Below are 25,231 nucleotides of genomic sequence, written 5' to 3' on the forward strand. Positions count from 1 at the left end.
CGGGGATGACGGACGTGAACGGGTCGAGCGGACGGAAGACGGTCATGGGCCTCGGCGCGCTGTCGGCGGCGGCGCTGCTCAGTGCCTGCAGTTCGAACGTCCCCGTCAACAACGCCGTGCCCGCCCTATACCTGCCGCTGGCCTCGAACACGGCGCAGGTCGATACCGAGACCGCGCGGGACATGATCTCGTCCTACCGGCGCAACCACGGCGCGGGGCCGCTCACCGTCGATCCCGAATTGCAGAAGCTCGCGGAGACCGAGGTGGCGGCCATGGCGGCGGCCGACCGGCCGAGCAAGGCGCAGACGGTGAAGGCGGCGGTGACGCGGCTCGGTTACTCGGACGTGAACGCCAACCTCTCGGCCGGCTACCACACCCTGGCGGAGGCCTTCTCCGGCTGGCGGGAGAGCCCGCCCCACAACGCGACGATGCTCGATTCGCAGGCGAGCCGCATGGGCATCGCCACGGCCTACGCGCCAGGCTCCAAGTATAAGGTGTACTGGGCGCTGCTCACCGCGCGCTGAGGCGGATCACGGGATACCCTTTATCATCGGGGTCGGGGGCGCTTCCTTCAGAAGCGTCACCGTCACCCGGCGGTTGGCGGGCATGTAGGGATCGTCAGGGAACAGCGGTTCGGTGTCGGCCTTGCCGGCCACGGTGCTGAACCGGTCGTCGGGCACGCCGGCGCTGGCCAGGATCTCCCGGACGCTGATCGCCCGGCCGGCGGACAATTCCCACGGGGGCGCAGGCGGGCGGCGACCCGGCCGGTCGGTGGCGGTGTAACCGGTGACGACGATGCGGTTCGGCATCTGCCGGAGGGCGGGGGCGAGTTTTTCGATGAGCCGCCGCGTGCGGTCGTTCGGCCGGCTCGACCCTTCCGGGAACATCGAGCGCCCGTCCTGATCCACGATCGAGACGTCGAGCCCCTTCTCGGTGCGGGCGATCATGACGTTCTTCGAGATTTCCGCGAAGTCCGGCATGTCCTGCAACGCCTGCCGCAGGGAGGCGGCGGCGAGGCCGAAATTCTCGGCCTGCCCCTTATCGCGCATGCCGTCGTCGGCGCTCTTGTCGATGGCCGGTGGCGTGGTGCGGTCGGTCGCCTTCTCCGGCGGGATATCGCGCAGGTTCTTCAGGCGGTCGGCGGCGGGGATGCCGTCCGACTCGGTGATCCCGGCGAACTTCGAATCCTTGGAGACGCCGAAGGCGTCGCGCATCGAGCCCGCGACGAGTTGCAGCTTCTTCTGGTCCTGCGTCGAGTAGGCGGCGACCATCACGAAGAAGCTCATGAGGAGCGCCATCAGGTCGGCGAAGGTGACGAACCAGCCGTGGCCGCCATGCGCTCCACCGCGCTTCCGCCTCGCCATGTCAGGCTGCCGCCTCCAGCAGCGCTTCGCGATTGTTGTGCGGCAGGTAGGCGACCAGCATCTCGCGCACCAGCGTCGCGCTCTTCTGGTCGCGGATCAGCAGGATGCCGTCGATGATGAGGGAGCGGGAGACGTCCTCCTCCTCCAGCTTGACGTGCAGCTTGTCGGCCAGCGGCAGGGTGATCAGGTTGGCGATCACGGCGCCATAGAGGGTGGCGAGCAGGGCCGTCGCCATCGCCGGGCCGAGCTTCGACGGATCGGACATGTTGGCGAACATCGCGACCATGCCGAGGATGGTGCCGATCATGCCCCAGGCCGGCGCGCAGTCGCCATAGGCGCGGTACACCTTCGAGCCCTCGTCGAGGTGCAGCAGGAAGTTGTCGCGGTCCCGCTCCATCGTGTCGCGGATGAACTCTCGGTCGTAGCCGTCGGCGATGTAGCGGGCGCCCTGGGCGAGGAACGGGTCGGAAATCTCCATGTTCTCCAGAGCCATCGGCCCCGACTTGCGCACCACGTCGGCGATCCGGGTCAGTTCCTCGATCAGATCCATCGGCTTCACGGAGCGCGTCATGAACGCGAACCGCAGGCCCATCGGGATGCCGTGCATGATGGTGGAGAAGGGAAAGCGGATCATGGTCGCGGCGGTGGCGCCGCCGAACACCACCACGAGGGCGTGCTCCGAGACGTAGGCACCGAAATGCCCGCCATCGAGCATGATCAGGCCGATGACGACGCCGACGCCGGACAGGAGCCCCAGTGCGGTAGCGAGATCCATGAGCTGTGGCCCGGCGCGTTTTCCAGGGTCGGCCGGATCGGGATCGCGGCGGACAGGCGGGAAGCGTTAGGCCGACGTGCTGAATGAAGCGTAAAGGTCGCGGATCCTGTCACATCGCGTCATCGCCCGTTCAGCCGGGAAAGGGCATAAGCACCTCGTCACAAGGGGCAATGCCCCTGCGCAATGACGAGAGGGGCGGCTTCGAGCCTGAACGGGCCGAAGCCGGCGGCGGAGCGGTACGATGGTTCGTCTTTACGGACGGGTTCTGGGTTTCCTGAAGGCCGAGCGGCGGCTCGCGATTTCGCTCGCGCTCGCCAACGTGTTGTTGGCGGTAGCGGCCTTCGCCGAACCGCTGCTCATGGGCCGCATCATCGATGGGCTCACGCACCTGAAACGCGGCGGCAACGCCATGACCCAGATGCTGCCATTGATCCTGGCCTGGGTTGGTTTCGGATTCTTTACCATCGGCGCCGGGGTGTTCATCGCCCTGCATTCCGATCGGCTGTCCCACCGCAACCGCCTGTCCAGCATGGCGGCCTATTTCGAGCACGTGCTCGATCTGCCGCTGGCCTTCCACTCGGCCAACCATTCCGGCCGCGTCCTGAAGGCGATGCTTGAGGGCACGAACGGCATGGCGTGGCTGTGGCTCGGCTTCTTCCGCGACCACCTCGTCGCCCTGGTTTCCCTCGGCGTGCTCCTGCCGATGACGTTGTTCATCAACTGGCAGCTCGGCTCGATCCTCGTTGTGCTGGTCCTCGCCTTCACGGCCCTGACCACCTTCGTCATGCGCCGCACCGAGACCCTTCAGGGTCAGGTCGAGCATTTCAACTCGGGCCTCGCCGCCCACGCCTCGGATGCGCTCGGCAACGTCGCGGTGATCCAGTCCTTCACCCGCGCCAAGGCCGAGAAGGACGCGATGCGCGACATCATCGCCAAGCTTCTCGCCGCGCAGATCCCGGTCCTGTCGTGGTGGGCGCTCGCCAACGTCGCGACCCGCGCCTCGGCGACCATCACCATGACCGCGATCTTCGTGACCGGCATCTCGCTCTATCAGGCCGGCACCACCACGGTCGGTGAGGTCGTGGCCTTCATGAGCCTCGCCACCGCCCTGGTCTCGCGCCTCGACCATGTGGTCGGCTTCGTGAACGGCCTGTTCCAGCAGGCGCCTAAGATCGCCGAGTTCTTCGCGATCTACGATACGGTGCCGTCCGTGGCCGACCGGCCGCACGCCAAGCACGTGGCCCGCTTCGAAGGCGAGGTCACCTTCGACGAGGTCGGCTTCACCTACGACGGTCGCCGTAAGGCGCTGGACGGGGTGTCCTTCTCGGCCAAGCCGGGCGAGACCATCGCGCTGGTCGGCACCACCGGCTCGGGCAAGTCGACCACGCTCGGCCTCCTGCACCGCAGCTTCGACCCCGCTGCCGGCGCGATCCGCATCGATGGGCTGGATGTGCGCGACGTCGCCCTCTCGTCGCTGCGCCACAACATCGGCGTGGTGTTCCAGGAGCCGATGCTCTTCGCCCGCTCGATCCGCGAGAACCTGCAGGTCGGCCGTCCGGACGCGACCGATGCCGAGATGCTCGAAGCCCTGGACCGCGCCCAGGCCGGCGAGTTCATGGCCCGGCAGGCGGACGGCCTCGACACGGTGATCGGCGAACGGGGCCGGTCGCTCTCGGGCGGCGAGCGCCAGCGTCTCTCCATCGCCCGCGCCCTACTGAAGAACCCGCCGATCCTCATCCTGGACGAGGCCACCTCGGCGCTGGACGCCTCCACCGAGCGCAAGCTTCAGGGCGCCCTCGAAGCGGTGATGGAAGGCCGGACGACCTTCGTGATCGCTCACCGCCTCGCCACCATCCGCGATGCGGACCGGATCCTCGTCTTCCACGAGGGCCGGATCGTGGAGAGCGGCACCTTCGACGACCTCGTCGCCCAGGACGGCCGCTTCGCCGACCTCGCCCGGGCCCAGTTCATGGCCGCCCAGGCGGACGACGCCGAGGATCGCCTCGCCCTCGCTGCCTGATCCTCAGGTCCCCACAACGACAAAGGCCCCGGCGATGGGAATCGCCGGGGCCTTTTGCTGTTGGGCTTACGAAATCAGACGGCGGCGTAGCTCCGCGCGGCGCGGCGAGCGGGGGCGACGGCCGGAGGAGCCTCGCGCGGGCGCAGCACCTCGGAGATCTTCACGAAGCCGTCCGCGCTGCGGTCTTCCACGGCGCGGATGCCGAAGCCGAGGGCGAAGGAGCGGGTCAGGTCGGTGTCGCGCTCGACGCCGAACCGGTCGAGGGCGGCGAGGAACGCCTCCCGGAACAGGCTCGGCCGGCACCAGCCCTTCTCGGCCATCTGCAGCGGCCAATCCCACAGGCGCTCGGCCCGCCGGGCCGCGACCGCCCCACGGGCGATGAAATAGCCCGTGCCGCGATGCTCCAGCCCGTCCTCCTGGACAGACCATTCGGCGTTGCGGAAGAGTTCGACGGAGACCGCGCCGTTCATCGGGAAGCCCCAACTGTTAATGGAACGTTCCACGAACACTGGACTGGAACATCACACGCGTCAAGCGCTTGTTCTCGTCCTGTTCGTCGTCGTTCCGTCGGGGCCGGGGCCTCGCGCGGTCAGCGCTTGGCGAACATCGGGTGCTGGACCTTGTCGCCGGCCTTGATGCCGAGCTTGGCCGCCGTTCCGGCATTGAGTTCGAGCACGGCGAGGACGGGGCCGTTCGAGGGGATGATCGCCGTCGACAGCGGCTCGGTGTCCGCCGCGACCCGCGCGACTGTGCCGTCTTCGCGGATGAACACCATGTCGAGGGGGAGATAGGTGTTCTTCATCCACATCGTCACGGGCTCGTTGCGTTCGAAATCGAACAGCATGCCGTGGTCGGGGGCCATGTGGCGGCGGAACATGAGGCCGCGGCTGCGCCCGGCATCGTCACGCATCACCTCGACGGAGAATTGGCGCGGGCCGCCCTTCGTGGCGATGGTCAGCGACTCGGTCGGCACCGGGGCCGCCTTCACCACGGTCTGGGCCATCGCCGTCCCGGTCGTGACGGGGGCGAGCCCGATGCCGGTGACGAGGAGGGCGGCGAGGAAGCGGGCGGATCGGGAAACGCAGGTCAAGGATCGAGCCTCACGCGGAACGGGCCGTCGCGGCCTGGGGATCACCCGACATAGCGCGTCCTTCACGGGAGCGCGACGCGTTGACCCGACACCGATTCGTGTGCGGCCTCAATGCGAGGTGGGCAATCCACCCTCGAGCAGCCGCACTTCGGCGGCCATCACGCCCTTCGAGCCGTCGCCGTAGCGCACCAGCACCGACTCACCGGGCTTCAGTTCCGCGATGCCGTAGCGGCGCAGGGTCTCCATGTGCACGAAGATGTCCGGCGTGCCGTCGCCCCGCGTGAGGAAGCCGAATCCGCGCAGGCGGTTGAACCACTTCACCACCGCCGTCTCCAGGCCGCTCGTCGGCGTCACCGTGACATGGGTGCGCGGCATCGGCAGTTCGGACGGGTGGAGCGCGGCCGACTGGTCGAGGGACACAACCCGGAACGCCTGCCAACCGCGCGGGCGTTGCACCGCCTCCACGACGATGCGCGCGCCCTCGCTCGCGGCCTGGAACCCGTCCCGGCGCAGGCAGGTGACATGCAGCAGCACGTCGGGCGAGCCGTCATCGGGGACGATGAAGCCGAAGCCCTTGGACACGTCGAACCATTTGATGCGCCCGGAAACCTCGATCAGGTCCAGCGGCTCGTCGGCGCGCTCGGCCGCCTGCCCTTCGGGCATCTGGGGGATCTCCGGCCCGGATCCGCGTTCGTCAGACATGGCCGAAACTACCTACACTGAATCGCGAAGCGCGCTCACGAGATAAGATTAACGAAGTCCTGAATCGCTGGAAGCCCATTTGACCGGCAACCGAGCCTGCCAGGGTTGCAATCTTGGGCGGGGCGGCAGGGCCGCAACAGTTTTGAGCCGCGCGCGAGGACAAGCTGAGCGGCGGCCCGTCGAGTGACGCAATCTCCAATTGCCGCTTTAACCCGCGCGAAAACAGATCGCGCGCCTGCCCGCGACTTCGCGTGCAACGGCTCACGATTGCGAGAGCATGAAAGCGGTGGCGGTGACGCGCCGCCCATGGTTTGAGCGGAGCATGGTCGCGCTTCCCCCGTCCGACGCCCCCGCCACACGGCGGCTGCCCATCATCGACGCCGCCCGCGCCGTCGCCCTGCTCGCCATGGCGTGCTTTCATGCGCTCTGGGACCTTGGGAACGTGCGGCTGACGGCCGAGAACTACGCCGCCACGCCCACCGGGCGCCATGCGGCCGAATGGATCGCCGGCTCATTTCTGATCCTCGTCGGCGTCGGACTGGTGCTGATGAACGGACGGGGCCTGCGCCTTCGTCCCACGCTGCTTCGCCTCAGGCGCATCGCGGCCGGCGCGCTCGCCGTCACCGTCGCCACGCGCCTCGTCTTTCCCGATGCCTACGTGTTCTTCGGCATCCTGCACTGCATCGCCGTGTCGAGCGTGCTCGGCCTGCCGTTCCTGTTCCTGCCCTGGCCGGTGACGCTCGCCGCCGCCGCCGCGGTCCTGGCCGCGCCCCTGGTGGTGCACGCCGACTGGCTCGATTCCCCCGCCCTCTGGTTCCTCGGCCTCGGGCGGCTCACCCCGCATACGAACGATTACGTGCCGCTGTTTCCGTGGTTCGGGCTGGTGCTGGTCGGGATCGTGCTGGGGCGGCTTGGCCTGCCTTCGCTCGCCCGCTCGCGCCTTGGCGCCTGGGCGCCGCGCGGGGTGATCGGCCGGGGCGCGACCTTCGCCGGGCGGCACAGCCTCGCGGTCTACCTGATCCACCAACCGGTGCTGTTCGGCCTGGCCTTCGTGCTGGCGCAGGTCGTGGGGCCGAACCCGAAGGCCGGGCTCAAGGCGTTCCGGGCGGATTACCTTGCCATGTGCACGCGCGGCGGCGGGGAGGTCGCCCCCTGCCGGGTGGCGGCCCGCTGCACCGGCGAGGCCCTACTGCGCGAGGATCTGTTCCGCGACGACGGGCGCCCCTACACCGTGGAGCAGCGCGCCCGCGCCCAGGCCCTGTCACGGGGCTGCTACGCCGCCGCCGAAGGCGACGGCGCGCGTTGACTCAGTCCTTGGCGCGCTCGACGTAGGCGCCGTCGGCGGTCATCACGACGACGCGGGTGCCGGCGGCGATGTGCGGCGGCACCGTGGTGCGCACGCCGTTCGAGAGCGTCGCCGGCTTGTAGGACGACGAGGCGGTCTGGCCCTTGAGCACCGGCTCGGTCTCGGCGACCTCCAGGGTCACGCGCTGGGGCAGCTCGATGGTCAGCGGCACGCCGTTATGGACGGAGAGCATCACCGCCATGCCTTCCTGCAGGTAGGGCGCGGAATCGCCGACCACGTCCTCCGGCACGGCGATCTGCTCGTAGTTCTCGGGGTTCATGAAGTGGAACCCTTCGCCGTCGTTGTAGAGGAAGGTGTGCTCGCGATCCTCCACGAAGGCGCGCTCGACCTGCTCGGTCGTGCGGTAACGCTCCGAGACCTTCACGCCATCGGTGATGCGGCGCATGTCGAGCTGCGTGACCGGCGTGCCCTTGCCAGGGTGGATGTTCTCCGCGAACAGGATCACATACAGCTTGCCGTCTTTTTCGACGACGTTGCCCTTGCGGAGCGTCGAGGCGATCACCTTCACGGGAAATGGTCCTAAATTGACGAGGTTCTGGCGGCGCGCGGAGGGCGCAGTTCCGCGAGCGGATGTCCGCAACTATCTCATTCGCGGTTCGGTTGCCAGCGGCGCCACGCGACTTCCCCCGGAGCGCCCGCATCGTGGCTGACGCCCCCTCCCCCTGGTGGATGCCCGCCCGGCACGCCGACCGGCGGCCGAGGCTGATGCTGCGCAACCGAATCACCGCCCGCTTTCGCGCGTGGTTCGACGCGCGCGACTTCGTGGAGATCGAGGCCGCCTGCCTTCAGGTCTCCCCCGGCAACGAGGCGCATCTCTCGGCCTTCTCGACGCAGGCCATCGACGCGAGCGGGGCGCGTACCACCCTGCACCTGCACACCTCGCCGGAATTCGCTTGCAAGAAGCTGCTGGCTGCGGGCGAGCCTCGGCTGTTCAGCCTCGCCCACGTCTTCCGCAACCGGGAGCGTGGGCCGCTGCACCATCCCGAATTCACGATGCTCGAATGGTACCGCGCGGGCGAGGGCTACGAGACGCTGATGCGCGATGCCGCTGCGCTCATGGCGCTCGCGGCCGAGACGGCCGGGGCGCGGACCTTCACATGGCGGGGCCGCGAGGGCGACCCCTTCGCCGACCCGGAGCGGCTGACCCTGGCGGAGGCCTTCGACCGACACGCCGGGATCGACCTCCTGACCTGCATCGCGGCCGATGGCACCACCGACCGGGATCGCCTCGCGGTCGGCGTCACGGCGGCAGGGCTGCGGGTGGCTGCGGACGACACCTTTGCGGACTTGTTCTCGCGGGTGCTGGTGGCGCGTGTCGAGCCGCATCTCGGGATGGGGCGGCCGACGATCCTCTGCGAGTATCCGATCAGCGAGGCCGCCCTCGCGCGGCCGGCACCGCACGATCCCCGCGTCGCCGAGCGGTTCGAGCTCTATGCCTGCGGCGTCGAACTCGCCAACGCCTTCGGGGAACTGACGGACCCGGCCGAGCAGCGCCGCCGCTTCGAAGCGGAGATGGACGAGAAGGAGCGCGTCTACGGCGAGCGCTACCCCGTGGACGAGGATTTCCTCGCCGCCCTCGCGGAGATGCCGGAGGCTTCGGGCATCGCGCTCGGCTTCGACCGGCTCGTGATGCTGGCCTGCGGCGCCGGGCGGATCGAGGACGTGCTTTGGACGCCCGTCGCGGAGACCGCCCCGTGAGCGGCATCCTGCGCCACCCGGAGCAACTGACCGAAGCCGGCCTCGTGACGGACGTTGAGCTGGCGGCCCTGCGGCCGGTGCTGGCGCGCTACGCCCTGTCGATCACCCCCGACATGGCCGAGTTGATCGACCCCACGGACCCGGCCGACCCCATCGCCCGGCAATTCGTGCCCCGCGCCGAGGAACTGATCGCCACGCCGGAGGAGCGCGCCGACCCCATCGGCGACGGGGAGCATGAAAAGCTCCCGGGCCTGATCCACCGCTACCCCGACCGGGTGCTGCTGAAGCCGCTCCATGTCTGCCCGGTCTATTGCCGGTTCTGCTTCCGCCGGGAGAGCGTCGGGCCGGACGGACTCGGCACCCTCACCGAGGCCGAGTTCACGGCGGCCTTCGCCTATATCGCGGCCGATCCGGCGATCTGGGAGGTGGTGGTGACGGGAGGCGATCCGCTTGCCCTCTCGCCCCGGCGACTCGGCATGATCGCGCAGCGTCTGCGCGCCATCCCACACGTGAAGGTGCTGCGCCTCCACACCCGCGTGCCGGTGGTGCAGCCCGCCCTCGTGACCGACGCGGTGGTCGAGGCCCTGTCCGGGTTCGGCGGGGCGGTCTTCGTGGCGCTCCACGCCAACCACCCCCGCGAGTTCACGCCGCAAGCCCGCGAGGCCTGCGCGCGCCTCGTCTCGGCCGGCATCCCGATGGTGAGCCAATCGGTGCTGCTGCGCGGCGTCAACGACGATGCCGCCACCCTGGAAGCGCTGATGCGGACCTTCGTGGAGAACCGCATCAAACCATATTACCTCCATCACGGTGATCTCGCGCCGGGCACGGGCCATCTGCGCACCGGCATCGCGGAGGGGCAGGCACTGATGCGCGGGTTACGGGGGCGCCTCTCCGGTCTCGCGCAGCCGACCTTCGTGCTCGACATCCCCGGCGGGCACGGCAAGGTGCCGATCGGGCCGAACTACCTCAACGAAACCGAAGCCGGCCTGGACGTGACCGACCCCGCCGGCCGGGCGCACCCCTACCCACCCAAGGAGACCCGATGATGCGCAGGCTCTGGGGCCGATTGAGTTCGGTGAACGTGCAGAAGGCCGTCTGGGCCCTGGACGAGGCGGAACTCGCCTACGAGCGTCTCGACGCGGGCGGCGCCTTCGGCGTGGTGCGCGAGCCCGCCTACCGCACCATGAACCCGAACGGCCTGGTGCCGACCCTGGAGGAGGACGGCTTCGTCCTATGGGAGTCGAACGCGATCATGCGCTACGTCGCCTCGTTGAGCCCGGCGCTCGCGCCCCCTATCGACCCACGCCAGCGCGCCCATATCGACCAGTGGCTCGATTGGCAGGCAACGAGCTTCACCCCGGCCATGCGCGATGCCTTCTGGCAATTGTTTCGCTCGGCCGACCCGAACCGGACCCTCGTTGCCGCCTCGCTCGCGGCCTCGGAGGTCTATGCGGCGATCCTCGATGGGCATCTCGCCGGGCGCGACTATGCCGTGGGCGAGAGCTTCAGCATCGCCGACATCGCGCTGGGCTGCGCGGCGCATCGCTGGCTGAACCTGCCGGCCGAGCGGCAGGACCGCCCAAACCTGCGCCGCTGGTACGAGCGCATCGCCGCCCGGCCCGGCGCCGCCCGCGCCCTCGCCGAGCCGGTGGGCTGAGGTAGTGGATCGGCGACGGCGGCGCTTGCGTTGCCGCCGGGGTCACGCCATCCCCCCATGGAAAACCCGAGCCGGAGCGTCCGTATGGCCATCGACCCCACCCTGCGCGATGCCCTGAGCGCCGTCACCACGGCGAGCATCGCGCGGGCCCTCGAACGGGCCGGCCTGCGCGACTTCGCCCCGGCCGGCATCGGACGCCGGTCGAGCACGACCATCGTCGGCCCCGCCCATACGCTGCGCATGGTGCCGGCTCGCGGTGAGGGTATCGGCGATCTCGCGACCGCCATCGAATCGGTTCCCGAGGGCGCGGTGGTGGTGATCGACACCGCCGGCACGGGCCGCAACCTGCCCTTCGGCGCCATCCTCGCCGGCCGTCTGTCGAGCCGGGGCGCGGTCGGTCTCGTCACCGATGCCACCGTGGCGGAGGAGGTCGGCCTGCCGGTCTGGGCAGCGCAGGGCGCGGCGGCGGGCGGCCTCACCCTCGCCGGAAGCTGGCAGCCGGTCGCCTGCGGCGGCGCGGCGGTGCATCCCGGCGACATCGTCGTCTGCGGGCCGGACGGCGTCGTGATCGTGCCGCCGGATATGGCCGAGCAGATCGCCCTGGAAGCCGTCGAGCAACAGCGCCTGGACCTGTGGCTGCAGCGGGAAGCCGAGAAGGGCGTGAGCCTCTACGGGCTACTGCCGCCGGACTCGAGCGCCCGCGCGCGATTCGAGGCCGAGACCGGCTCGGTCTGAGGAGGATGTTTTTCCCCGCCTCGAAGGTGATCACTTTCCTGATCACCCCCTCGAACCTGCTGATCTTCCTGAGCCTGGCGGGGATCCTCCTCCTCGCCGCCACGCGGCGTCGCCGCACGGGCGTGACCCTCGCGCTCACCGGCACCCTCGGCCTGTTGCTCGCAGGCTTCGGGCCGGCCTCGGAAATCGCGCTGCTGCCCCTGGAGCAGCGCTTCCCGGCCTTCGACGCGGAGGGCCCGGCGCCCACCGGGATCATCATGCTCGGCGGGGCCATCGAGACCGGATTGTCCGAGGTGCGCGATCAGGTCGTCGTTAACGATGCGGGCGAGCGGCCGATCTATTTCGCCGACCTCGCCCGGCGCTTCCCACAAGCGCGGCTGGTCTTCTCCGGTGGCAGTGGCTTCATCGGTGGCGGCGTCTCCGAGGCCGATATCGTGAGCCGCCATGCGGACGTCATCGGCGTACCCCGCAGCCGCATGATCCTCGAGAACCGCTCGCGCAACACCCGCGAGAACGCGATCTTCTCGGCGGATCTCGTCCATCCGAAGCCCGGCGAGCGCTGGCTGCTCATCACCTCCGCGTGGCACATGCCCCGCGCGGTGGGGTGTTTCCGGCAAACGGGCTTCACCGTCGAGGCGGTTCCCGTCGATTACCGGACCAAGGGATGGGGCGACGTGCTCCATGTCCACGGCTTCGCGTCGGACGGGCTGCTGCAGCTCGACCTCGCTGCGAAGGAATGGATCGGCCTCGTGGCCTATCGCCTCGCCGGCTACATCCCCGATTGGCTGCCGGGCCCGGACTCGCCGTCGCCCTCAGGCAGCGCCAGCCGGTAGATGCCGCGGAAGTCGTCCGGGTCCACCGGGCGGCCCTTCCGGAGGATCGCGACGCGCCCCTCATGGGCGAGGCGCACCGCCACCCGCCGCACCGGCTGCATCAGCGGCCCCCAGCCGTCCGGGTGCGGCCCGCCGAGTTCCCGCGCCACCTCCGACGGGCAAATCGTCTTGCCCGCGCCGCGCTCTTCCACGAGGCGCAGTATCGTCGTCGCGATGGTCTCCGCATCCGCACTCATCGCTTGCTCCCATCCAAAGGACCCTCATGCTCGCATTCGCCCAAGGCGAGCAACTCGCGCCGGATGCGCGAGAGGAATTGGCGGTGCCACATCACGCACACGACGAAGGTCGTGGACCCGAATAGGATGACCGGGCTCACGAACCAGCCGAGATAGGCGAGCGCGAAGAAGAATGCCCGCTGGCCCCGCGCGAAGTGGCTCCCCGCGCTGACGTTCATGGAGGCAATGCGGCTTACCGTGCGCAGCATCTCAGGCTCGGGCACCTCCGCCCCCTTCGGCGGGACGGCGCCGAGGAGGATCGCGCTGTAATTGAACAGCCGGTAGGCCCAGGCGAACTTGAAGAAGGCGTAGGTGAAGACGCAGGCGAGGCCCGCGACCTTCACCTCCCATGTCAGGCGGTTGGCCACCGTGCCGAAGGGCAAGGTCGCGAACAGGTTGATCACGTCGTCCCCGGAGCGCGACAGGGTCAGCACCGAGCCGAGCGCGATCAGCGAGGTCGAGGCGAAGAAGGCGGTGCCGTTCTGCAACGAGGCGTTGATCTGCGTGTCCACCACCCGGTTCTCCCGCGCGATCACCTGCCGCGCCCAGTTCTCCCGGTGGCGATCCATGATGCGGCTGAGGGAGATGCGCTGGCCCCGCAGGCGGCTGACGCTGACGCCGTAGGCCGTCCAGGCCGCGAGGAAGTAGAGCAGGGCTCCGAGATCGAGGGGCGAGAAGCCGGGGGCGGCGGCGGACAGGTCGGTCATGATCGACCGGCTCTACCAGCCGGATCGCCGGGGCAGAACCCGCGTCGACCCAGGATCAGCCCCGTTCGACGGTGAAACCTGGCGTGGCGGGCAGCGCGGTGCCCTCGCTGACGGCCACGTCATCGACGCGGGCGAGGAGCGGCCCCTTGCGGCACAGGCCGAGCATCCGCTCCACCGTCTCCGCAGGTCCGCTGAACAGGGCCTCGACGCTTCTATCCGGCCGGTTGCGCACCCAGCCCGACAGGCCGAGCCCGTCTGCTTTCTCCTTAGTCCAGGCGCGGTAGGAGACACCCTGAACGCGGCCCCGGACGATGACGGAGACGGTGCGCAGGTCGCTCATGCAATCTTGTCCTTCACGAAGGCGGCCCGCGCAGCCAGCCGCCGATCTCGCGGAGATAGGGCGCCGGCAATTGCGCCGCCGAGGCCGCCGCCAGCACCGCTTCGAGATAGCCGGGCCTTGGCCGCCCCGGCGCCGTCGAGCGCCCGAGATAGATCAGCGCCCGGCGCACGCCTGCATCGGTTCGGATGGGCAAACTCGCCTTGGCGTAGAGGCCGCTCGCCACGCCCTCGTAGCGGTCGAGGGCCGGGATGTCGTCGAGGGCCAGTTCCCACAGCACGCCGTGGACGACCCGCGCCGGATCGCGCACCACCGAGGCGTAGCCCTCGCGCATGACGATGAAGCGGTGGCCCGCCAGACGCCCCCGGCCGATCAGGCGCGAGACGGGGCAGCGCAGGGCCATGGCGGCGGCGTCCATGTTGGCGCCGTAGGCGAAGTAGAGCGGCAAATCTCGTGGGGCTTCGGCGCGATCACTCGCCCCGTTCGCGGGCCCGAGCGACCGCCCATTCGTTGGCCCGCATCGCCGCATAGGCGACCGCCAGCGTGACGGCCGGGATGACGAAGGTCACGAAAATCTCACCGGAACTCATCGCTTGAGACTCCGAAGCACGCGTCTTGCCACCCAATGTAATCCGCCCGCCGTACAAAGCCAGATGGCCGCGAAGAAGACGGTTCCGGCTCTCAACGGCGGCGCGCTTGCCACGCCGAAGCTTACTGCCGTGACCGGCGTCACGAACCCGATGACGATGTAGGCGACGGCGACGTTGTTCAACGCCGTCGCCAGGAGCTTCGTCTGCTCGTTGTGAACCGCCGTCACGTTCGCCTGCGGCTCAAGCGAATTCGAGGATCACCGCGTCGACGGCGAGGCTGTCGCCTTCCTTCGCGTGGATCTTGCCGACCGTGGCGTCGCGCTCGGCCCGCAGGACGTTCTCCATCTTCATCGCCTCGACGACCGCGATGGGCTCGCCGTTCTTCACCTCCTGGCCCTCGGCCACGAGGATCTGCTTCACCAAGCCGGGCATCGGGCAGAGCACCTGCTTGCCGGAGCCCGCCTGCTCCTTCACCGGCATGAGGGCGGCGAGTTCGGCCTCGCGGCGGGTGAACACACGCGCCTCGGCCGCCGCGCCGGCATGCTGCAGGAACGCGCCGTTGAGCAGGCTGCGCACCTGGATGGCGCAGCGTTCGCCGTCGATGGTGCCGATCCAGACCGGCTGGCCGGGGCGCCAGTCGCTGGCGACGTGCAGGGCCGCACCGTCCTCGCGGGTGACGATCACGCCCTCGCCGTCGGTCTCGACGGTCACGGGGAAGCGCTCGCCGGCCAGCGTCACCACGCGCTCGTTCTCGAAGGCGAACAGGCCCGGCGCCCGCATCTGGCCGCTGATGCCGCGCTTGCGCTGGTTGAGCTTGTGGTCGATGGCCGCCGCCGCCGCCATCATCCGCGTCGCGACCTTGCCCTCGGGCTCCGGCGCGGCGAACCCGCTCGGGAATTCCTCGGCGATGAAGCCGGTGGAGAGCCGCCCCTCCTGCCAGCGCGGATGCGCCATCAGGGCCGACAGGAACGGGATGTTGTGGCGAATGCCGTCGATGGCGAAGGCGTCCAGCGCCTCGGCCTGGGCGTGGATCGCCTCCAGGCGGGTCGGCGCCCAGGTGACGAGCTTGGCGATCATCGGATCGTAGTGGATCGCGATCTCGCCGCCCTCCTCCACGCCGGTGTCGTTGCGGACGATGGCCTCACCCTGCGGACCTTCCTCCGGGGGCTGATAGGTCGTCAGCCGGCCGATGGAGGGCAGGAAGTTGCGGGTCGGGTCCTCGGCGTAGACGCGGCTTTCCACAGCCCAGCCGTTCAGCTTCACCTGCTCCTGCGAGAGCGGCAGCGTCTCGCCGGCCGCGACGCGGATCATCAGCTCGACCAGATCGAGGCCGGTGATCATCTCGGTGACGGGATGCTCGACCTGCAGGCGGGTGTTCATTTCGAGGAAGTAGAAGGACTTGTCCTGCCCCGCCACGAACTCGACCGTGCCGGCGGAATCGTAGTTCACCGCCTTGGCGAGGGCGACGGCCTGCTCGCCCATCTTGCGGCGGGTCTCCTCGTCCAGCAGCGGCGACGGCGCCTCTTCGATCACCTTCTGGTTACGGCGCTGGATCGAGCACTCGCGCTCGCCGAGGTAGATGACGTTGCCGTGCTTGTCGCCGATGACCTGGATCTCGATGTGGCGCGGGTCGGTGATGAACTTCTCCACGAACACCCGGTCGTCGCCGAAGGAGGACGAGGCCTCGGACTTGGCGCGGGCGAAGCCCTCCGCGACCTCGTCGGCGGAATGGGCGATGCGCATCCCCTTGCCGCCGCCGCCGGCCGAGGCCTTGATCATCACGGGGTAGCCGATCTCGTCGGCGATGGTCACCGCGTGCTCGGGGCTGTCGATGACGCCGAGGAAGCCCGGCACGGTCGACACGTTGGCGGCAGCGGCGGCCTTCTTGGATTCGATCTTGTCGCCCATCGCGGCGATGGCGCCGGGATTGGGGCCGATGAAGACGATGCCGGCGGCTTCGAGCGCCTTCGGGAAAGCCTCGCGCTCGGAGAGGAAGCCGTAGCCGGGGTGGACGGCCTGCGCGCCCGTCTGCTTGCAGGCCTCGACGATCTTCTCGATGACGAGATAGGACTGCGAAGCGGCGGCCGGGCCGATATGGACGGCCTCGTCGGCCATCGCGACGTGCACGGCGTCGCGGTCGGCATCCGAGTAGACCGCCACGGTCTTGATGCCCATGCGCCGCGCGGTCTTGATCACCCGGCAGGCGATCTCGCCGCGGTTCGCGATCAGAATCTTATCGAACATCCTTCGGGCCGCCCTGCATCGGATCGCCGGATTGCAGACCGGCTTATTCGTTCCGATAGAGCAGATATGACGCGGACGGAAGCTGTACCGATAGGCGGTTCACGCCGCGAGGGCGAAGTGCCGGCGAGAGCGGGCGGCGGGCTCGCGGATCCAGCGGTTCGCCTCGAGGGCGAAGGCGGTGAGCGACTCGGCCGACCCCTGCGCCTCGCGCACGATCTCCTGAGCGATCCGCGCGGCGACAGGGCTCGGGCCCGTGCGGCCGGTGAACGTGGCGGCGAGCCAGGTGGCGGTCTCGCGGTCGACGTAGCCGGTGGAGCGCTCGCCCCACACCACGTAATCCACCACCGTCGCCACGAGGAAGTCGGCGAAATCCTCCGAGCTCGGCACCGCGCGCTCCAGGGCGACCAGCAGGTCGACCTCCTCGCGGCGGGTGAGGCCGTCCGGGATCACCTCGCGCTTGAGGACCAGCAGGTCCTCGGCCGAGATCTCGCCGGCCGAGACGGCATGGTTGCAGAACTGTTCAACGGAGATCTGGATCATCTGAGCCTTCCTTCGCGACCTTCTGTGAGGTCGTCCCTGTCGTTCCGTGTATCGGACAGTACGAGGCGGCTGATCTTCCGGAGGTTAACAGCCAAATCTGAACGGGTCTTCAGGTAAACACCTGCCAACGAGAGAGCGTTATTCGAAGGTTGCGGTGTTTCGTTAGCGGAGAATGACCACGGCCCGGGCCGGTGTGGGATCGTACGGATTCACACCTCAGGGCTCCCCCCGCCCCGTAGTCCGCGCGGCGGCGGCGTGGCACATTGCCGGCTCCCGGCGCAGAGGCGCGGCGGGGTGGATTTCGGGAGACAGCCCGCGTGACGACCCTCTACGTGAGCCATCCCGCCAGCTTCGACCACGTGGTGCCGGAGGGGCATCCGGAGCGCCCTGCCCGCATGCGGGCCATCGAACGCGCGCTGGAGGACGAGCGGTTCGCGACCCTCGTCCGGGTGCAGGCGCCCCGGGCCGAACCCTCGGTCGCCACCCTCGCCCATCCGGCCGAGTATGTGGACGCGCTGATGGCGGCGGTGCCCGAGCAGGGCATGGTCGGCATCGATTCCGACACGATCCTCTCCCCCGGCAGCATGGAGGCGGCCCTGCGGGCGACCGGCGGCGCGGTCCATGCCGTGGACGCGGTGATGCGCGGGGAATGCAGCAACGCCTTCGTGGCGATGCGCCCGCCGGGCCACCATGCCGAGCGGATGAAGGCGATGGGCTTCTGCCTGTTCAACCACGCCGCCATCGCCGCCCGCCACGCCCGCGCGGCCTTCGGCGTCGACCGGGTGGCCTTGGTCGATTGGGACGTCCACCACGGCAACGGCAGCCAGGATATCTTCTGGGACGACGACGCGGTGCTCTACTGCTCCACCCACCAGATGCCGCTCTATCCGGGCACTGGCGCGGCCTCCGAGCGGGGCAACAAGAACACGATCGTGAACGTGCCGCTCCACGCCAACGACGACGGCGAGGTGTTCCGCGAGGCGTTCGAAGCCGGCATCCTCTCCCGGCTCGAGGCGTTCCGGCCGGACCTCATCCTCATCTCAGCGGGTTTCGATGCGCATCGGCTCGACCCGCTGGCCAACCTGCGCCTGGAAGCCGAGGATTTCGCCTGGGCGACACGACGTCTCATGGAGGCCGCCGAACGCAGCGCGAGTGGGCGCGTCGTCTCCGTGCTCGAAGGAGGCTACAGTTTGGAAGGGCTGTCCAAGTCGGTCGCGGCCCACGTCAACGCGTTGATGGGCCACTGACCCCGGAAACAATGAAACGAAACGATGCTTGCGCAGCACTTGTGCGTTGCACGAACCGTGGCGGGATCTCGCGCATCGGTTGAATGAATCATTAGACCTTTTGCGAATAGGGTCGCGGCCTCGACACCGGAGTGCTTCGCGGCCCCATGGCAGCATCCTCACACAGTTGCACGGCGGCGATCCGGAAGCTGCGTGGCGACCGGACGGGGACGACGGCTGTCGAGTTCGGCCTGCTGATCGTGCCGTTCATGCTGACGCTGCTCGGGGTGTTCGAGGTCGGCTACACGTTCTTCATGATGTCGGCGCTCGATTCCGCCGCCCGCGGCAGCGCCCGGGCGGTGATGACGGGCGCGGTCTCCACCGCCGGCATGACCGCCAGCCAGTTCCGCACCACGATCGTCTGCCCGAAGCTGCCCGCAAACTTCGCCTGCGCCGACGTTTTCATGAACATCAGCGTGGTGCCGGCCACATCGACCCAGACCGGGTACTATTCCTACGTCAACACGGCGAAGAGCGCCCTCGTCGTCCCGCCCCTCGACGTGACGCAGAACGTGTTCTGCCCCGGCTCGGGCGGGCAATACGTGGTGGTGCAGATCCTGTACCCCGCCAGCTACTTCACGATGCTGTTCGCCGGGTCGTCGTCCGTCACCTACAAAGGCAAGAAGGTCAACGTCCTGATGTCGACGGCGACGTTCAGGGCCGAGCCCTATAGCGGCGGTGCCGCCTATGCGGGCTGCTGACGATGTCGCCCGCCGCCTGCCTCACCCGGTTCGGACGTGATCGCGCGGGGATCGCCGCCGTCGAGTTCACGCTCATCTTTCCGATCCTGCTCGGCGTCTCGGCGGGGATCTTCGAATATTCGAGCTTCGTGCGGCAATCGCGCCAACTGACCGACACCGCCAACTCCATCGCCGAGATCCTTGCGGCCGATGCCGACACCACCGTCTCATCGACGGACCTGCATTACGCGGTCGATTCCACGATGCTCACCTTCCCCAAGGTGCTGAGCGACTCGACGCGCAAGGGCATCGCCTGGGCGAACGACATCACGATCTCGCTGGCGGGGATCAGCTTCGCGCCGACCGTCTCGGGCTGCACGAGCAGTTGCACCTACAAGGCCGCCATCAACTGGACCGGCGGGGGCAAGCAGAGGGCCTGCGGCAGCCTGCAATCTTCCGCCACCGACACTAACGCCCCCAGCGCCTCGACCCTGCCCGCGAGCCTGTTCACGCCGGTCGCGAGCCCGCAGGGCGGCAACGGCTCTCCGCTCTTCGTCGTGGTGGCGGACGTCACCTACACCTGGTCGCCGGCCGTGTTCACGGGGCTGCTCAACGCCGTCACCCTGAAACGCTCGTCGTACATCAACCCCCGCTACGTCAGCTCGCTGAAGTACACGGCCGGCAGCGGCGATGATGGATTTGGCCAAGCATGCTCCGGCTACTGACCATGCGCGCATCGACGCTGCGATCCGGCCTGCTCGGCCGCCTTCTCGTGATGGCGCGCCGTGCCTGGGCGGCCCGCGCGGGCAGCCTGACCACGATCACCGCCTTCTCGGCGATCCCGATGATCGGCTTCATCGGCCTGTCCGTCGATTACGGCATGGAACTGGCGGCCAAGTCGAAGCTCGATCATGCCGCCGACGCGGCGGTGATCGCCGCCATCACCAGCGCCCAGACCTACATCGTGACCTATACCGGCACGGGTGACCCGACGACGAACGCGATCGCCGTGGGGAAAGCGCAGGGGCTGGCGCAGTTCAAGGCCAATACCGGCTCCCTGCCGGCGGCCGTGCCGACCCCGACCATCAATATGAGCGTATCCGGCCGGGTGGTGAGCGCGAACGCGTCCTACTCGTTCTCGATGCCGACGATCTTCATGCGCGTGCTCGGCACGCGCACGGCAAGCTTCACCGGCGCGGCGGGTTCGACCCTGACGATCCCCGCCTTCACGAACATCCACATCGTGATCGACACCTCTTCCTCGATGGGCATCGGCGCCACCACGGCGGACCAGCAGATCGTCTACAACGCCACCGGGGGCTGCGCCGTCGCCTGCCACCACACCGGCACGACCGATCTCGCCCGCAACAAGGGCGCGACGCTGCGCATCGACGTGGCCAAGAACGCCGTCGTCTCGGCCTTGAAGCAGATCATCTCCTCCGGCAACGCGACCCGCTTCCAGGTCTCCGTCTGGACGATGAGCACGCAGTTCAACAACGTGTTTCCCCTGTCCAACAAGATCTCGAATGCGGTCACGACGGTTCAGGCCCTCGACATCACCGACAGCGCGAAAGACGGCGGCACCAACACGACGTACAGCCTCCAGACCCTAGGCAACTCGCTGAACACCGACGGCAACGGCCTGACCTCGGCCACCGCCCAAGGCTTCGTGATGCTGATCACCGATGGCGTGCAGGATTCGGACATGAAGGTGAAGTCCGGCAGCAGTTGGGTGGACGGCTACGATTCGAACTTCTCGCCCTATTCCCCTTGCTCGACCCCCAACTGCAAGAGCCTGAGCGGCTTCGCGGTGCCGATCATCATCCAGTCCTTCGACCCAACCGCCTGTAATTCGATCAAGTCCAAGGGTTACACGTTGATGACCCTGAACACGAAGTACATCGTGCCGCCCTCGAACCTCCAGAGCAGCAGCGCCACGCTCAACAGCGTGTTCGACTTCGTGAAGACCTATCTGGCGAGCTCGATCGCCTCGAACCTGGCGTCCTGCGCGACGTCGTCGACCTACGCCTACGCGGCCGACTCGCCGAGCGAGATCAACACCGCGGTCCAGCAGATGTTCTTGGCCGCCGGAGCGCAGGCGCGGATCACCAACTGATCCGCGCCCGGGCGCCGCGTTACAGCGGCTCGTCGCCCAGGTGCTCGATGCCGAAGCCCGAGAGGCCGACATAGGAGCGAGACGAGGTCGCGAGGTTGCGGATCGAGACCACACCGAGGTCGCGCAGGATTTGCGCTCCGAGCCCGACCTCGCGCCATTGCCGGGCGCGCACGGCCTCGGCGCCCTCGTCGTTGACGCTCTTGAGGGGCACGCCCGCCGTCCCGTCGCGCAGGTAGACGAGGACGCCCCGTCCCTTCTCCGCGAAGCGGCGCAGGACCGCATCGATCTGCGTGCCGCCGCCGATCACGTCGGCGGCGACGTTCGAGCGGTGCAGGCGCACCAGCACGTCGCGACCGTCGCCGATATCGCCCATCACGAAGGCGAATTGCTGGATCGTCTCGAACGGCGTCGAATAGGCGTGCGCCGTCATCGTCCCGTGGGCCGACTGGACCTGGAAATGGCCGACGCGCTCCACCAGCCGGTCGCGGGCCTGCCGGTAGGCGATGAGGTCGGCGACCGAGATCCGCTTGAGCTTGTGCGTCTGCGCGAAGGCGTCGATCTGCGGCCCCTTCATCACGGTGCCGTCGTCGTTGGCGAGTTCGCAGATCACGCCGACCGGCGGCAGCTCGGCGAGCTTGCACAGGTCCACCGCCGCCTCGGTATGGCCCGAGCGCATCAGCACACCACCATCGCGGGCGATGAGCGGGAAGACGTGGCCGGGCCGCACGAAATCGGCCGCGCCCATGTTGCCGTTGGCGAGCGCCCGCACGGTGTTGCAGCGCTGCTCGGCCGAGATGCCCGTGGTGAGCCCGTGCTTCACGTCCACCGTGACGGTGAAGGCGGTGCCGAGCGGCGCGTCGTTCGAGGCGACCATCGGGTCGAGGCGTAGGCGCCGCGCCTCGGCCACCGTCAGCGGGGTGCAGACGATGCCGCAGGTGTTGCGGATGATGAAGGCCATCTTCTCCGGCGTGCAGAGCGAGGCGGCGACGACGAGGTCACCCTCGTTCTCGCGGTCGTCATCGTCGGTGACGACGACGATCTCGCCTCGGGCGAAGGCTTCGATCACTTCGGTGACGGTGCAATGGCTCACGGGTGACGTCCTAAAGTCGCGACGGGCCGTCCCACGGGGACGGCATCTCGGTCAGGGCTGCCCCACCTGACCGCGATGACGGAGATAGTGATCGGCCAGCACGCAGGCCATCATCGCCTCGGCCACGGGCACGGCCCGGATGCCGACGCAGGGGTCGTGGCGGCCCTTGGTGATCAGATCGACCTCGGTGCCGTCCCGGCTGACGGATTGCCGGGGAGTGAGGATCGAGGAGGTCGGCTTCACCGCGAAGCGCACCACCACCGGCTCGCCGTTGGAGATGCCCCCCAGGATGCCGCCCGCATGGTTGGCGAGGAAGCGCGGGCGCCCGCCATTGCCGGCGCGCATCTCGTCGGCGTTGTCCTCGCCGCGCAGGGCCGCCGCCGCGAAGCCGTCGCCGATCTCGACGCCCTTCACGGCGTTGATCGACATCATCGCCGCCGCGAGGTCGGAATCAAGCTTGCCGTAGACCGGCGCACCGAGGCCCGGCGGCACGCCCTCGGCCACCACCTCGATCACCGCGCCCACCGACGAGCCGTCCTTGCGGATGCCGTCGAGGTATTCCTCATAGTAAGCCGCCGTCTCCGCGTCGGGGCAGAAGAACGGGTTGCGGGCCACCTCGTCCCAATCCCAGCGGCTGCGGTCGATGGCGTGCGGCCCCATCTGGACGAGGGCCGCGCGGATCGTGACGCCGGGAATGACCTTCCGGGCCACGGCGCCGGCTGCCACGCGGGCGGCGGTCTCCCGCGCGGAGGAGCGTCCCCCGCCGCGATAGTCGCGGATGCCGTACTTCGAATCGTAAGTGTAGTCCGCGTGGCCCGGCCGGTAGCTGTCGCGGATCTCCGAATAGTCCTTCGAGCGCTGATCGGTGTTCTCGATCATCAGCGCGATGGGCGTGCCCGTGGTGAGTTGGCGTCCGCCGGTGCGGTCGTCGGAAAAGACGCCGGAAAGGATCTTCACCTGATCGGGCTCGCGCCGCTGCGTGGTGAAGCGCGATTGGCCGGGCTTGCGCCGGTCGAGTTCGGCCTGGATCTCCTCCGCTTCCAGCGGCAAGCCGGGCGGGCAGCCATCCACGACGCAGCCGAGCGCGACCCCGTGGCTCTCGCCGAAGGTGGTGACGCGGAACAGGTGGCCGAACGTGTTGTGAGACATGGCGGCCCGCTCTAGCGCGGGTCGGCGCGAGTCACAAACCGCCATGAGAGCGGGACGGACCTGCGCCATGCTCCGGACCGGGACGGAGACAGTCGAAACATAAAAACTTACGTATTCGCGGTGGGAATAAAAATCCCAGGACCCTCGTGGAACTCAGGTGGCATGGTCCCGCTTGTAACAGCAAAGGTTACTGCACAGGTAGGCACCATGAAGACCTCGGTCACTGCGCTCGCTGCGCTCCTCGGCGTCTGCGTTCTTTCCGCTCCCGCCTTCGCCGCTTCGTCCTACGATCCCTTCGGTGGGAGCGATGCGGAGGATTACTACACGGAACAATCCCCGTACGGCTATCAGGGCACCTACAACCCCAGCTACGGCCAGGGTGTGCAGGCCGCGCCGCAGGCGCAGGTCCAGCCGATCCAGCGGGAAGTCGTCCCCTTCACCGCGAACTACGCGCCGGGCACCATGGTCGTCTCGACCTCGGAGCGGCGCCTCTATCTCGTCCTCGGTAACGGCGAGGCCCTGCGCTACGGAGTCGGCGTCGGCCGTCCGGGCTTCACCTGGGGTGGCGTGAAGACGATCACCGCCAAGAAGGAATGGCCGTCGTGGGTGCCGCCGAAGGCGATGCTCGCCCGCCGTCCCGACCTGCCGCGCTACATGGCCGGTGGCATCGAGAACCCGCTCGGCGCCCGCGCCATGTATATCGGTGGCACCGAATACCGCATCCACGGCTCAAACGAGCCCGACACGATCGGTCAGGCAGTGTCGTCCGGCTGCATCCGCATGACCAACGACGACGTCAGCGACCTCTACGAGCGCGTGAAGGTTGGCGCGAAGGTCGTCGTCCTGAACTGATCGCCGCTCGTGCAGCAACCTTGAGGAGCCCCGTCCGGCGCGACCCGCCGGACAGGGCTTCTTGCGTTACGGGACGACGTGACCGACCGCCGTCTGCGCCGGGCTGAACGAGGCGATCGGCAGATCGCAGAAGCAGCGGGCGCCCAGCGGACGCGGACCCGGCAGCGGGCACGAATAGGGGCGCGGCCCTGTCAGCCCGCGCTGCACGGCATCGCAATTGTAGCCGACCTCGCGCACCACCCGGCGGCGCGGCGGTGCGTACTCTTCCTGATAGGCCGGGCCACGGCGCTCGTAGCCGTCGCGCGGACCGTCGTAATACTGGGCGCCGGCCGTCGTGACCGACGAGGCGAGGGCCAGCGCGCCCAGGGCGCCGCAGAGCCAGCGCGCACCACCACGGAATCCGTTCATCGTCGCACTCCCGTTCCACTCGGGCCGCATCGGCCCCGCTTCGCCGCTGTCAGCGGGAATGGGGGCGAAAACGAGACGGCCCGCCCCGGGGTGGGGCGGGCCGTCTACCGACACGGCGACTCGGACGATCCGAATCAGTGGTTGGTGGCGCGCTCGGTGGCGTCCTGAGCGTTCTCGACCGTCTGGTTGGCGGCGTCACGGCCCTGCTCCATGGCGCGGCGGGCCTCATCGGCGCCCTGCTGCATGGCGGACTTGGCGCGCTCGGCACCTTCCTGCATGGCGCTCTGCGCGATGCCGCTGAATTCCTTGGCCTGGGTCTGCATGGCCGCGAACTGGCTGCGGACGAAATCGGCCTGGATCTGCATGGCCTCCTGCACGTCCCGCGCGCGGACGAGGCGCTTGGCGAAGTCGAACGCCGCGTTCACGTTCTGCTCGGCGTACTCGAAGCCGCGCGACGACACGCTCTGCGCATTGTTGCGGGCCACCTCGGCCGAACCCTGCACGGTGTCGGCGGTGCGACGGGCGGCGCCCATGAAGCTGTCGAACGCCTTGCGAGCCTGATCGACGCTCTTCTCGGCGAAATCGCGCATCTCGGTGGGAATTTCGTAATTCGGGGTGTTGCTCATGTGGCTGTCCTCTCGTTAGCGGCTGTTGATGGCGCGTTGTGCACTGCACAATAATCGATTCGCAGCCATATGCCACCCGCGCCGCAGGCAT

At 68.6% G+C, this 25,231-nt stretch carries 30 protein-coding genes; 13 read left to right on the top strand and 17 right to left on the bottom strand.

Translation table 11 applies throughout. The features are described from left to right. The first annotated feature begins 5 nt into the window (after positions 1-5). Entirely contained in the window at positions 6-524 is a 519-nt protein-coding gene (locus tag AAHF99_RS10060) for a CAP domain-containing protein (RefSeq protein WP_342164107.1), read from the top strand. Positions 525-530: 6 nt separating this feature from the next. Here AAHF99_RS10060 and AAHF99_RS10065 read toward each other — a convergent pair whose 3' ends face one another. Further along, a complete protein-coding gene (locus tag AAHF99_RS10065; RefSeq protein ID WP_342164109.1) occupies positions 531-1,364 on the bottom strand; it encodes an OmpA/MotB family protein in 834 nt (277 codons plus the stop codon). A gap of 1 nt (position 1,365) precedes the next feature. Next, positions 1,366-2,139 (bottom strand): motility protein A, encoded by a 774-nt coding sequence (locus AAHF99_RS10070; RefSeq protein ID WP_243955053.1) that lies wholly within the window; start codon positions 2,137-2,139, stop codon positions 1,366-1,368. Between the two features lie 241 nt (positions 2,140-2,380). Between AAHF99_RS10070 and AAHF99_RS10075 the strand changes: the two genes are divergently transcribed. Then, a complete protein-coding gene (locus AAHF99_RS10075; protein WP_342164111.1) occupies positions 2,381-4,159 on the top strand; it encodes a glucan ABC transporter ATP-binding protein/ permease in 1,779 nt (592 codons plus the stop codon). A gap of 74 nt (positions 4,160-4,233) precedes the next feature. Here the strand turns inward: AAHF99_RS10075 and AAHF99_RS10080 are convergent, their stop codons facing one another. The 3 genes from AAHF99_RS10080 to AAHF99_RS10090 all read right to left on the bottom strand — a co-directional run bounded on the left by AAHF99_RS10080 (position 4,234) and on the right by AAHF99_RS10090 (position 5,912). After that, positions 4,234-4,662 carry a hypothetical protein gene (locus AAHF99_RS10080; protein WP_342164112.1) on the bottom strand — a complete coding sequence of 143 codons (429 nt, stop codon included), beginning with the start codon at positions 4,660-4,662 and terminating at the stop codon, positions 4,234-4,236. A gap of 86 nt (positions 4,663-4,748) precedes the next feature. Next, positions 4,749-5,162 carry a DUF192 domain-containing protein gene (locus AAHF99_RS10085; protein WP_412759867.1) on the bottom strand — a complete coding sequence of 138 codons (414 nt, stop codon included), beginning with the start codon at positions 5,160-5,162 and terminating at the stop codon, positions 4,749-4,751. Between the two features lie 195 nt (positions 5,163-5,357). Continuing rightward, positions 5,358-5,912 carry a cold-shock protein gene (locus AAHF99_RS10090; protein ID WP_342164114.1) on the bottom strand — a complete coding sequence of 185 codons (555 nt, stop codon included), beginning with the start codon at positions 5,910-5,912 and terminating at the stop codon, positions 5,358-5,360. A gap of 361 nt (positions 5,913-6,273) precedes the next feature. Here AAHF99_RS10090 and AAHF99_RS10095 point away from each other — a divergent pair, with 361 nt between their 5' ends. Beyond that, positions 6,274-7,257, top strand: coding sequence for a heparan-alpha-glucosaminide N-acetyltransferase (locus AAHF99_RS10095; RefSeq protein ID WP_342164115.1), 984 nt, complete (start codon positions 6,274-6,276; stop codon positions 7,255-7,257). Between the two features lies 1 nt (position 7,258). On the opposite strand, the gene efp is transcribed toward AAHF99_RS10095, so the two are convergent. Continuing rightward, a complete protein-coding gene (gene efp, locus AAHF99_RS10100) occupies positions 7,259-7,825 on the bottom strand; it encodes an elongation factor P (RefSeq protein ID WP_342164116.1) in 567 nt (188 codons plus the stop codon). Positions 7,826-7,986: 161 nt separating this feature from the next. Between efp and epmA the strand changes: the two genes are divergently transcribed. The 5 genes from epmA to AAHF99_RS10125 all read left to right on the top strand — a co-directional run bounded on the left by epmA (position 7,987) and on the right by AAHF99_RS10125 (position 12,240). After that, positions 7,987-9,015, top strand: a complete 1,029-nt coding sequence (gene epmA, locus AAHF99_RS10105) for an EF-P lysine aminoacylase EpmA (RefSeq protein WP_412759868.1) — start codon at positions 7,987-7,989, stop codon at positions 9,013-9,015. Beyond that, on the top strand, positions 9,012-10,061 hold the full coding sequence (locus tag AAHF99_RS10110; protein ID WP_342164120.1) for a lysine-2,3-aminomutase-like protein: 1,050 nt from the start codon (positions 9,012-9,014) through the stop codon (positions 10,059-10,061). The genes epmA and AAHF99_RS10110 overlap by 4 nt, the downstream gene beginning before the upstream one ends. Next, positions 10,061-10,672, top strand: coding sequence for a glutathione S-transferase family protein (locus AAHF99_RS10115; RefSeq protein WP_342164334.1), 612 nt, complete (start codon positions 10,061-10,063; stop codon positions 10,670-10,672). Before AAHF99_RS10110 ends, AAHF99_RS10115 begins: the two co-directional genes overlap by 1 nt. 84 nt (positions 10,673-10,756) lie before the next feature. Then, entirely contained in the window at positions 10,757-11,407 is a 651-nt protein-coding gene (locus AAHF99_RS10120; protein ID WP_342164121.1) for an RraA family protein, read from the top strand. Between the two features lie 5 nt (positions 11,408-11,412). Beyond that, positions 11,413-12,240, top strand: a complete 828-nt coding sequence (locus AAHF99_RS10125; protein WP_342164122.1) for a YdcF family protein — start codon at positions 11,413-11,415, stop codon at positions 12,238-12,240. Here AAHF99_RS10125 and AAHF99_RS10130 read toward each other — a convergent pair. The 7 genes from AAHF99_RS10130 to AAHF99_RS10160 form a co-directional block, all read right to left on the bottom strand. Continuing rightward, positions 12,177-12,476: a DUF3253 domain-containing protein gene (locus AAHF99_RS10130; protein WP_342164124.1), complete on the bottom strand. Its 300-nt coding sequence runs from the start codon at positions 12,474-12,476 to the stop codon at positions 12,177-12,179. The two genes, AAHF99_RS10125 and AAHF99_RS10130, sit on opposite strands and share 64 nt — an antisense overlap. Next, complete coding sequence (locus tag AAHF99_RS10135; RefSeq protein WP_342164125.1) at positions 12,473-13,222, bottom strand: DUF599 domain-containing protein; 750 nt, start codon at positions 13,220-13,222, stop codon at positions 12,473-12,475. The genes AAHF99_RS10130 and AAHF99_RS10135 overlap by 4 nt, the downstream gene beginning before the upstream one ends. Positions 13,223-13,277: 55 nt before the next feature. Beyond that, positions 13,278-13,562 (bottom strand): acylphosphatase, encoded by a 285-nt coding sequence (locus AAHF99_RS10140; RefSeq protein ID WP_342164126.1) that lies wholly within the window; start codon positions 13,560-13,562, stop codon positions 13,278-13,280. Between the two features lie 13 nt (positions 13,563-13,575). Continuing rightward, a complete protein-coding gene (locus tag AAHF99_RS10145; protein ID WP_342164127.1) occupies positions 13,576-14,007 on the bottom strand; it encodes a gamma-glutamylcyclotransferase family protein in 432 nt (143 codons plus the stop codon). 138 nt (positions 14,008-14,145) lie between these two features. Next, positions 14,146-14,376, bottom strand: coding sequence for a hypothetical protein (locus AAHF99_RS10150; protein ID WP_342164128.1), 231 nt, complete (start codon positions 14,374-14,376; stop codon positions 14,146-14,148). Positions 14,377-14,389: 13 nt separating this feature from the next. After that, complete coding sequence (locus tag AAHF99_RS10155) at positions 14,390-16,393, bottom strand: acetyl/propionyl/methylcrotonyl-CoA carboxylase subunit alpha (RefSeq protein WP_342164129.1); 2,004 nt, start codon at positions 16,391-16,393, stop codon at positions 14,390-14,392. Between the two features lie 99 nt (positions 16,394-16,492). Further along, positions 16,493-16,933, bottom strand: coding sequence for a hypothetical protein (locus tag AAHF99_RS10160; RefSeq protein ID WP_342164131.1), 441 nt, complete (start codon positions 16,931-16,933; stop codon positions 16,493-16,495). A 317-nt stretch (positions 16,934-17,250) separates the two neighbouring features. On the opposite strand from AAHF99_RS10160, the gene AAHF99_RS10165 reads away from it, so the two are divergent. From AAHF99_RS10165 to AAHF99_RS10180, 4 genes are all read left to right on the top strand, one after another. Continuing rightward, the gene (locus AAHF99_RS10165; RefSeq protein WP_342164132.1) at positions 17,251-18,180 is read left to right on the top strand and encodes a histone deacetylase family protein; all 930 of its coding nucleotides are present in this window, start codon (positions 17,251-17,253) and stop codon (positions 18,178-18,180) included. A gap of 146 nt (positions 18,181-18,326) precedes the next feature. Next, entirely contained in the window at positions 18,327-18,920 is a 594-nt protein-coding gene (locus tag AAHF99_RS10170) for a TadE/TadG family type IV pilus assembly protein (protein ID WP_342164134.1), read from the top strand. Between the two features lie 2 nt (positions 18,921-18,922). After that, complete coding sequence (locus AAHF99_RS10175; protein WP_342164135.1) at positions 18,923-19,624, top strand: TadE/TadG family type IV pilus assembly protein; 702 nt, start codon at positions 18,923-18,925, stop codon at positions 19,622-19,624. Continuing rightward, the gene (locus AAHF99_RS10180; protein WP_342164136.1) at positions 19,609-21,015 is read left to right on the top strand and encodes a vWA domain-containing protein; all 1,407 of its coding nucleotides are present in this window, start codon (positions 19,609-19,611) and stop codon (positions 21,013-21,015) included. The genes AAHF99_RS10175 and AAHF99_RS10180 overlap by 16 nt, the downstream gene beginning before the upstream one ends. Before the next feature lie 19 nt (positions 21,016-21,034). Here the strand turns inward: AAHF99_RS10180 and ribB are convergent, their stop codons facing one another. Together ribB and aroC are read right to left on the bottom strand one after the other, a co-directional pair. Then, complete coding sequence (ribB, locus tag AAHF99_RS10185) at positions 21,035-22,105, bottom strand: 3,4-dihydroxy-2-butanone-4-phosphate synthase (protein WP_342164138.1); 1,071 nt, start codon at positions 22,103-22,105, stop codon at positions 21,035-21,037. A 51-nt stretch (positions 22,106-22,156) separates the two neighbouring features. Further along, on the bottom strand, positions 22,157-23,254 hold the full coding sequence (gene aroC, locus AAHF99_RS10190; RefSeq protein ID WP_342164139.1) for a chorismate synthase: 1,098 nt from the start codon (positions 23,252-23,254) through the stop codon (positions 22,157-22,159). A 207-nt stretch (positions 23,255-23,461) separates the two neighbouring features. On the opposite strand from aroC, the gene AAHF99_RS10195 reads away from it, so the two are divergent. Beyond that, positions 23,462-24,106 (top strand): L,D-transpeptidase, encoded by a 645-nt coding sequence (locus AAHF99_RS10195; RefSeq protein ID WP_243955009.1) that lies wholly within the window; start codon positions 23,462-23,464, stop codon positions 24,104-24,106. Between the two features lie 66 nt (positions 24,107-24,172). Here the strand turns inward: AAHF99_RS10195 and AAHF99_RS10200 are convergent, their stop codons facing one another. Further along, complete coding sequence (locus AAHF99_RS10200; RefSeq protein ID WP_342164140.1) at positions 24,173-24,514, bottom strand: hypothetical protein; 342 nt, start codon at positions 24,512-24,514, stop codon at positions 24,173-24,175. A gap of 134 nt (positions 24,515-24,648) precedes the next feature. Continuing rightward, positions 24,649-25,140, bottom strand: a complete 492-nt coding sequence (locus AAHF99_RS10205) for a phasin (protein ID WP_243955005.1) — start codon at positions 25,138-25,140, stop codon at positions 24,649-24,651. Between the last annotated feature and the right edge of the window lie 91 nt (positions 25,141-25,231).

This window comes from Methylobacterium litchii, from assembly GCF_038442315.1.
GTDB classification, from domain to species: Bacteria; Pseudomonadota; Alphaproteobacteria; order Rhizobiales; family Beijerinckiaceae; genus Methylobacterium; species Methylobacterium litchii.

Excerpts from the sequence above, each read along its gene's own strand:
- AAHF99_RS10060 (WP_342164107.1), top strand. The coding sequence starts at position 6 with ATGACGGACGTGAACGGGTCGAGCGGACGGAAGACGGTCATGGGCCTC.
- AAHF99_RS10065 (WP_342164109.1), bottom strand. The coding sequence starts at position 1,364 with ATGGCGAGGCGGAAGCGCGGTGGAGCGCATGGCGGCCACGGCTGGTTC.
- AAHF99_RS10070 (WP_243955053.1), bottom strand. The coding sequence starts at position 2,139 with ATGGATCTCGCTACCGCACTGGGGCTCCTGTCCGGCGTCGGCGTCGTC.
- AAHF99_RS10075 (WP_342164111.1), top strand. The coding sequence starts at position 2,381 with ATGGTTCGTCTTTACGGACGGGTTCTGGGTTTCCTGAAGGCCGAGCGG.
- AAHF99_RS10085 (WP_412759867.1), bottom strand. The coding sequence starts at position 5,162 with ATGGCCCAGACCGTGGTGAAGGCGGCCCCGGTGCCGACCGAGTCGCTG.
- AAHF99_RS10090 (WP_342164114.1), bottom strand. The coding sequence starts at position 5,912 with ATGCCCGAAGGGCAGGCGGCCGAGCGCGCCGACGAGCCGCTGGACCTG.
- AAHF99_RS10095 (WP_342164115.1), top strand. The coding sequence starts at position 6,274 with ATGGTCGCGCTTCCCCCGTCCGACGCCCCCGCCACACGGCGGCTGCCC.
- epmA (WP_412759868.1), top strand. The coding sequence starts at position 7,987 with ATGCCCGCCCGGCACGCCGACCGGCGGCCGAGGCTGATGCTGCGCAAC.
- AAHF99_RS10115 (WP_342164334.1), top strand. The coding sequence starts at position 10,061 with ATGCGCAGGCTCTGGGGCCGATTGAGTTCGGTGAACGTGCAGAAGGCC.
- AAHF99_RS10120 (WP_342164121.1), top strand. The coding sequence starts at position 10,757 with ATGGCCATCGACCCCACCCTGCGCGATGCCCTGAGCGCCGTCACCACG.
- AAHF99_RS10125 (WP_342164122.1), top strand. The coding sequence starts at position 11,413 with ATGTTTTTCCCCGCCTCGAAGGTGATCACTTTCCTGATCACCCCCTCG.
- AAHF99_RS10130 (WP_342164124.1), bottom strand. The coding sequence starts at position 12,476 with ATGAGTGCGGATGCGGAGACCATCGCGACGACGATACTGCGCCTCGTG.
- AAHF99_RS10135 (WP_342164125.1), bottom strand. The coding sequence starts at position 13,222 with ATGACCGACCTGTCCGCCGCCGCCCCCGGCTTCTCGCCCCTCGATCTC.
- AAHF99_RS10140 (WP_342164126.1), bottom strand. The coding sequence starts at position 13,562 with ATGAGCGACCTGCGCACCGTCTCCGTCATCGTCCGGGGCCGCGTTCAG.
- AAHF99_RS10155 (WP_342164129.1), bottom strand. The coding sequence starts at position 16,393 with ATGTTCGATAAGATTCTGATCGCGAACCGCGGCGAGATCGCCTGCCGG.
- AAHF99_RS10160 (WP_342164131.1), bottom strand. The coding sequence starts at position 16,933 with ATGATCCAGATCTCCGTTGAACAGTTCTGCAACCATGCCGTCTCGGCC.
- AAHF99_RS10170 (WP_342164134.1), top strand. The coding sequence starts at position 18,327 with ATGGCAGCATCCTCACACAGTTGCACGGCGGCGATCCGGAAGCTGCGT.
- AAHF99_RS10175 (WP_342164135.1), top strand. The coding sequence starts at position 18,923 with ATGTCGCCCGCCGCCTGCCTCACCCGGTTCGGACGTGATCGCGCGGGG.
- AAHF99_RS10180 (WP_342164136.1), top strand. The coding sequence starts at position 19,609 with ATGCTCCGGCTACTGACCATGCGCGCATCGACGCTGCGATCCGGCCTG.
- aroC (WP_342164139.1), bottom strand. The coding sequence starts at position 23,254 with ATGTCTCACAACACGTTCGGCCACCTGTTCCGCGTCACCACCTTCGGC.
- AAHF99_RS10195 (WP_243955009.1), top strand. The coding sequence starts at position 23,462 with ATGAAGACCTCGGTCACTGCGCTCGCTGCGCTCCTCGGCGTCTGCGTT.
- AAHF99_RS10200 (WP_342164140.1), bottom strand. The coding sequence starts at position 24,514 with ATGAACGGATTCCGTGGTGGTGCGCGCTGGCTCTGCGGCGCCCTGGGC.
- AAHF99_RS10205 (WP_243955005.1), bottom strand. The coding sequence starts at position 25,140 with ATGAGCAACACCCCGAATTACGAAATTCCCACCGAGATGCGCGATTTC.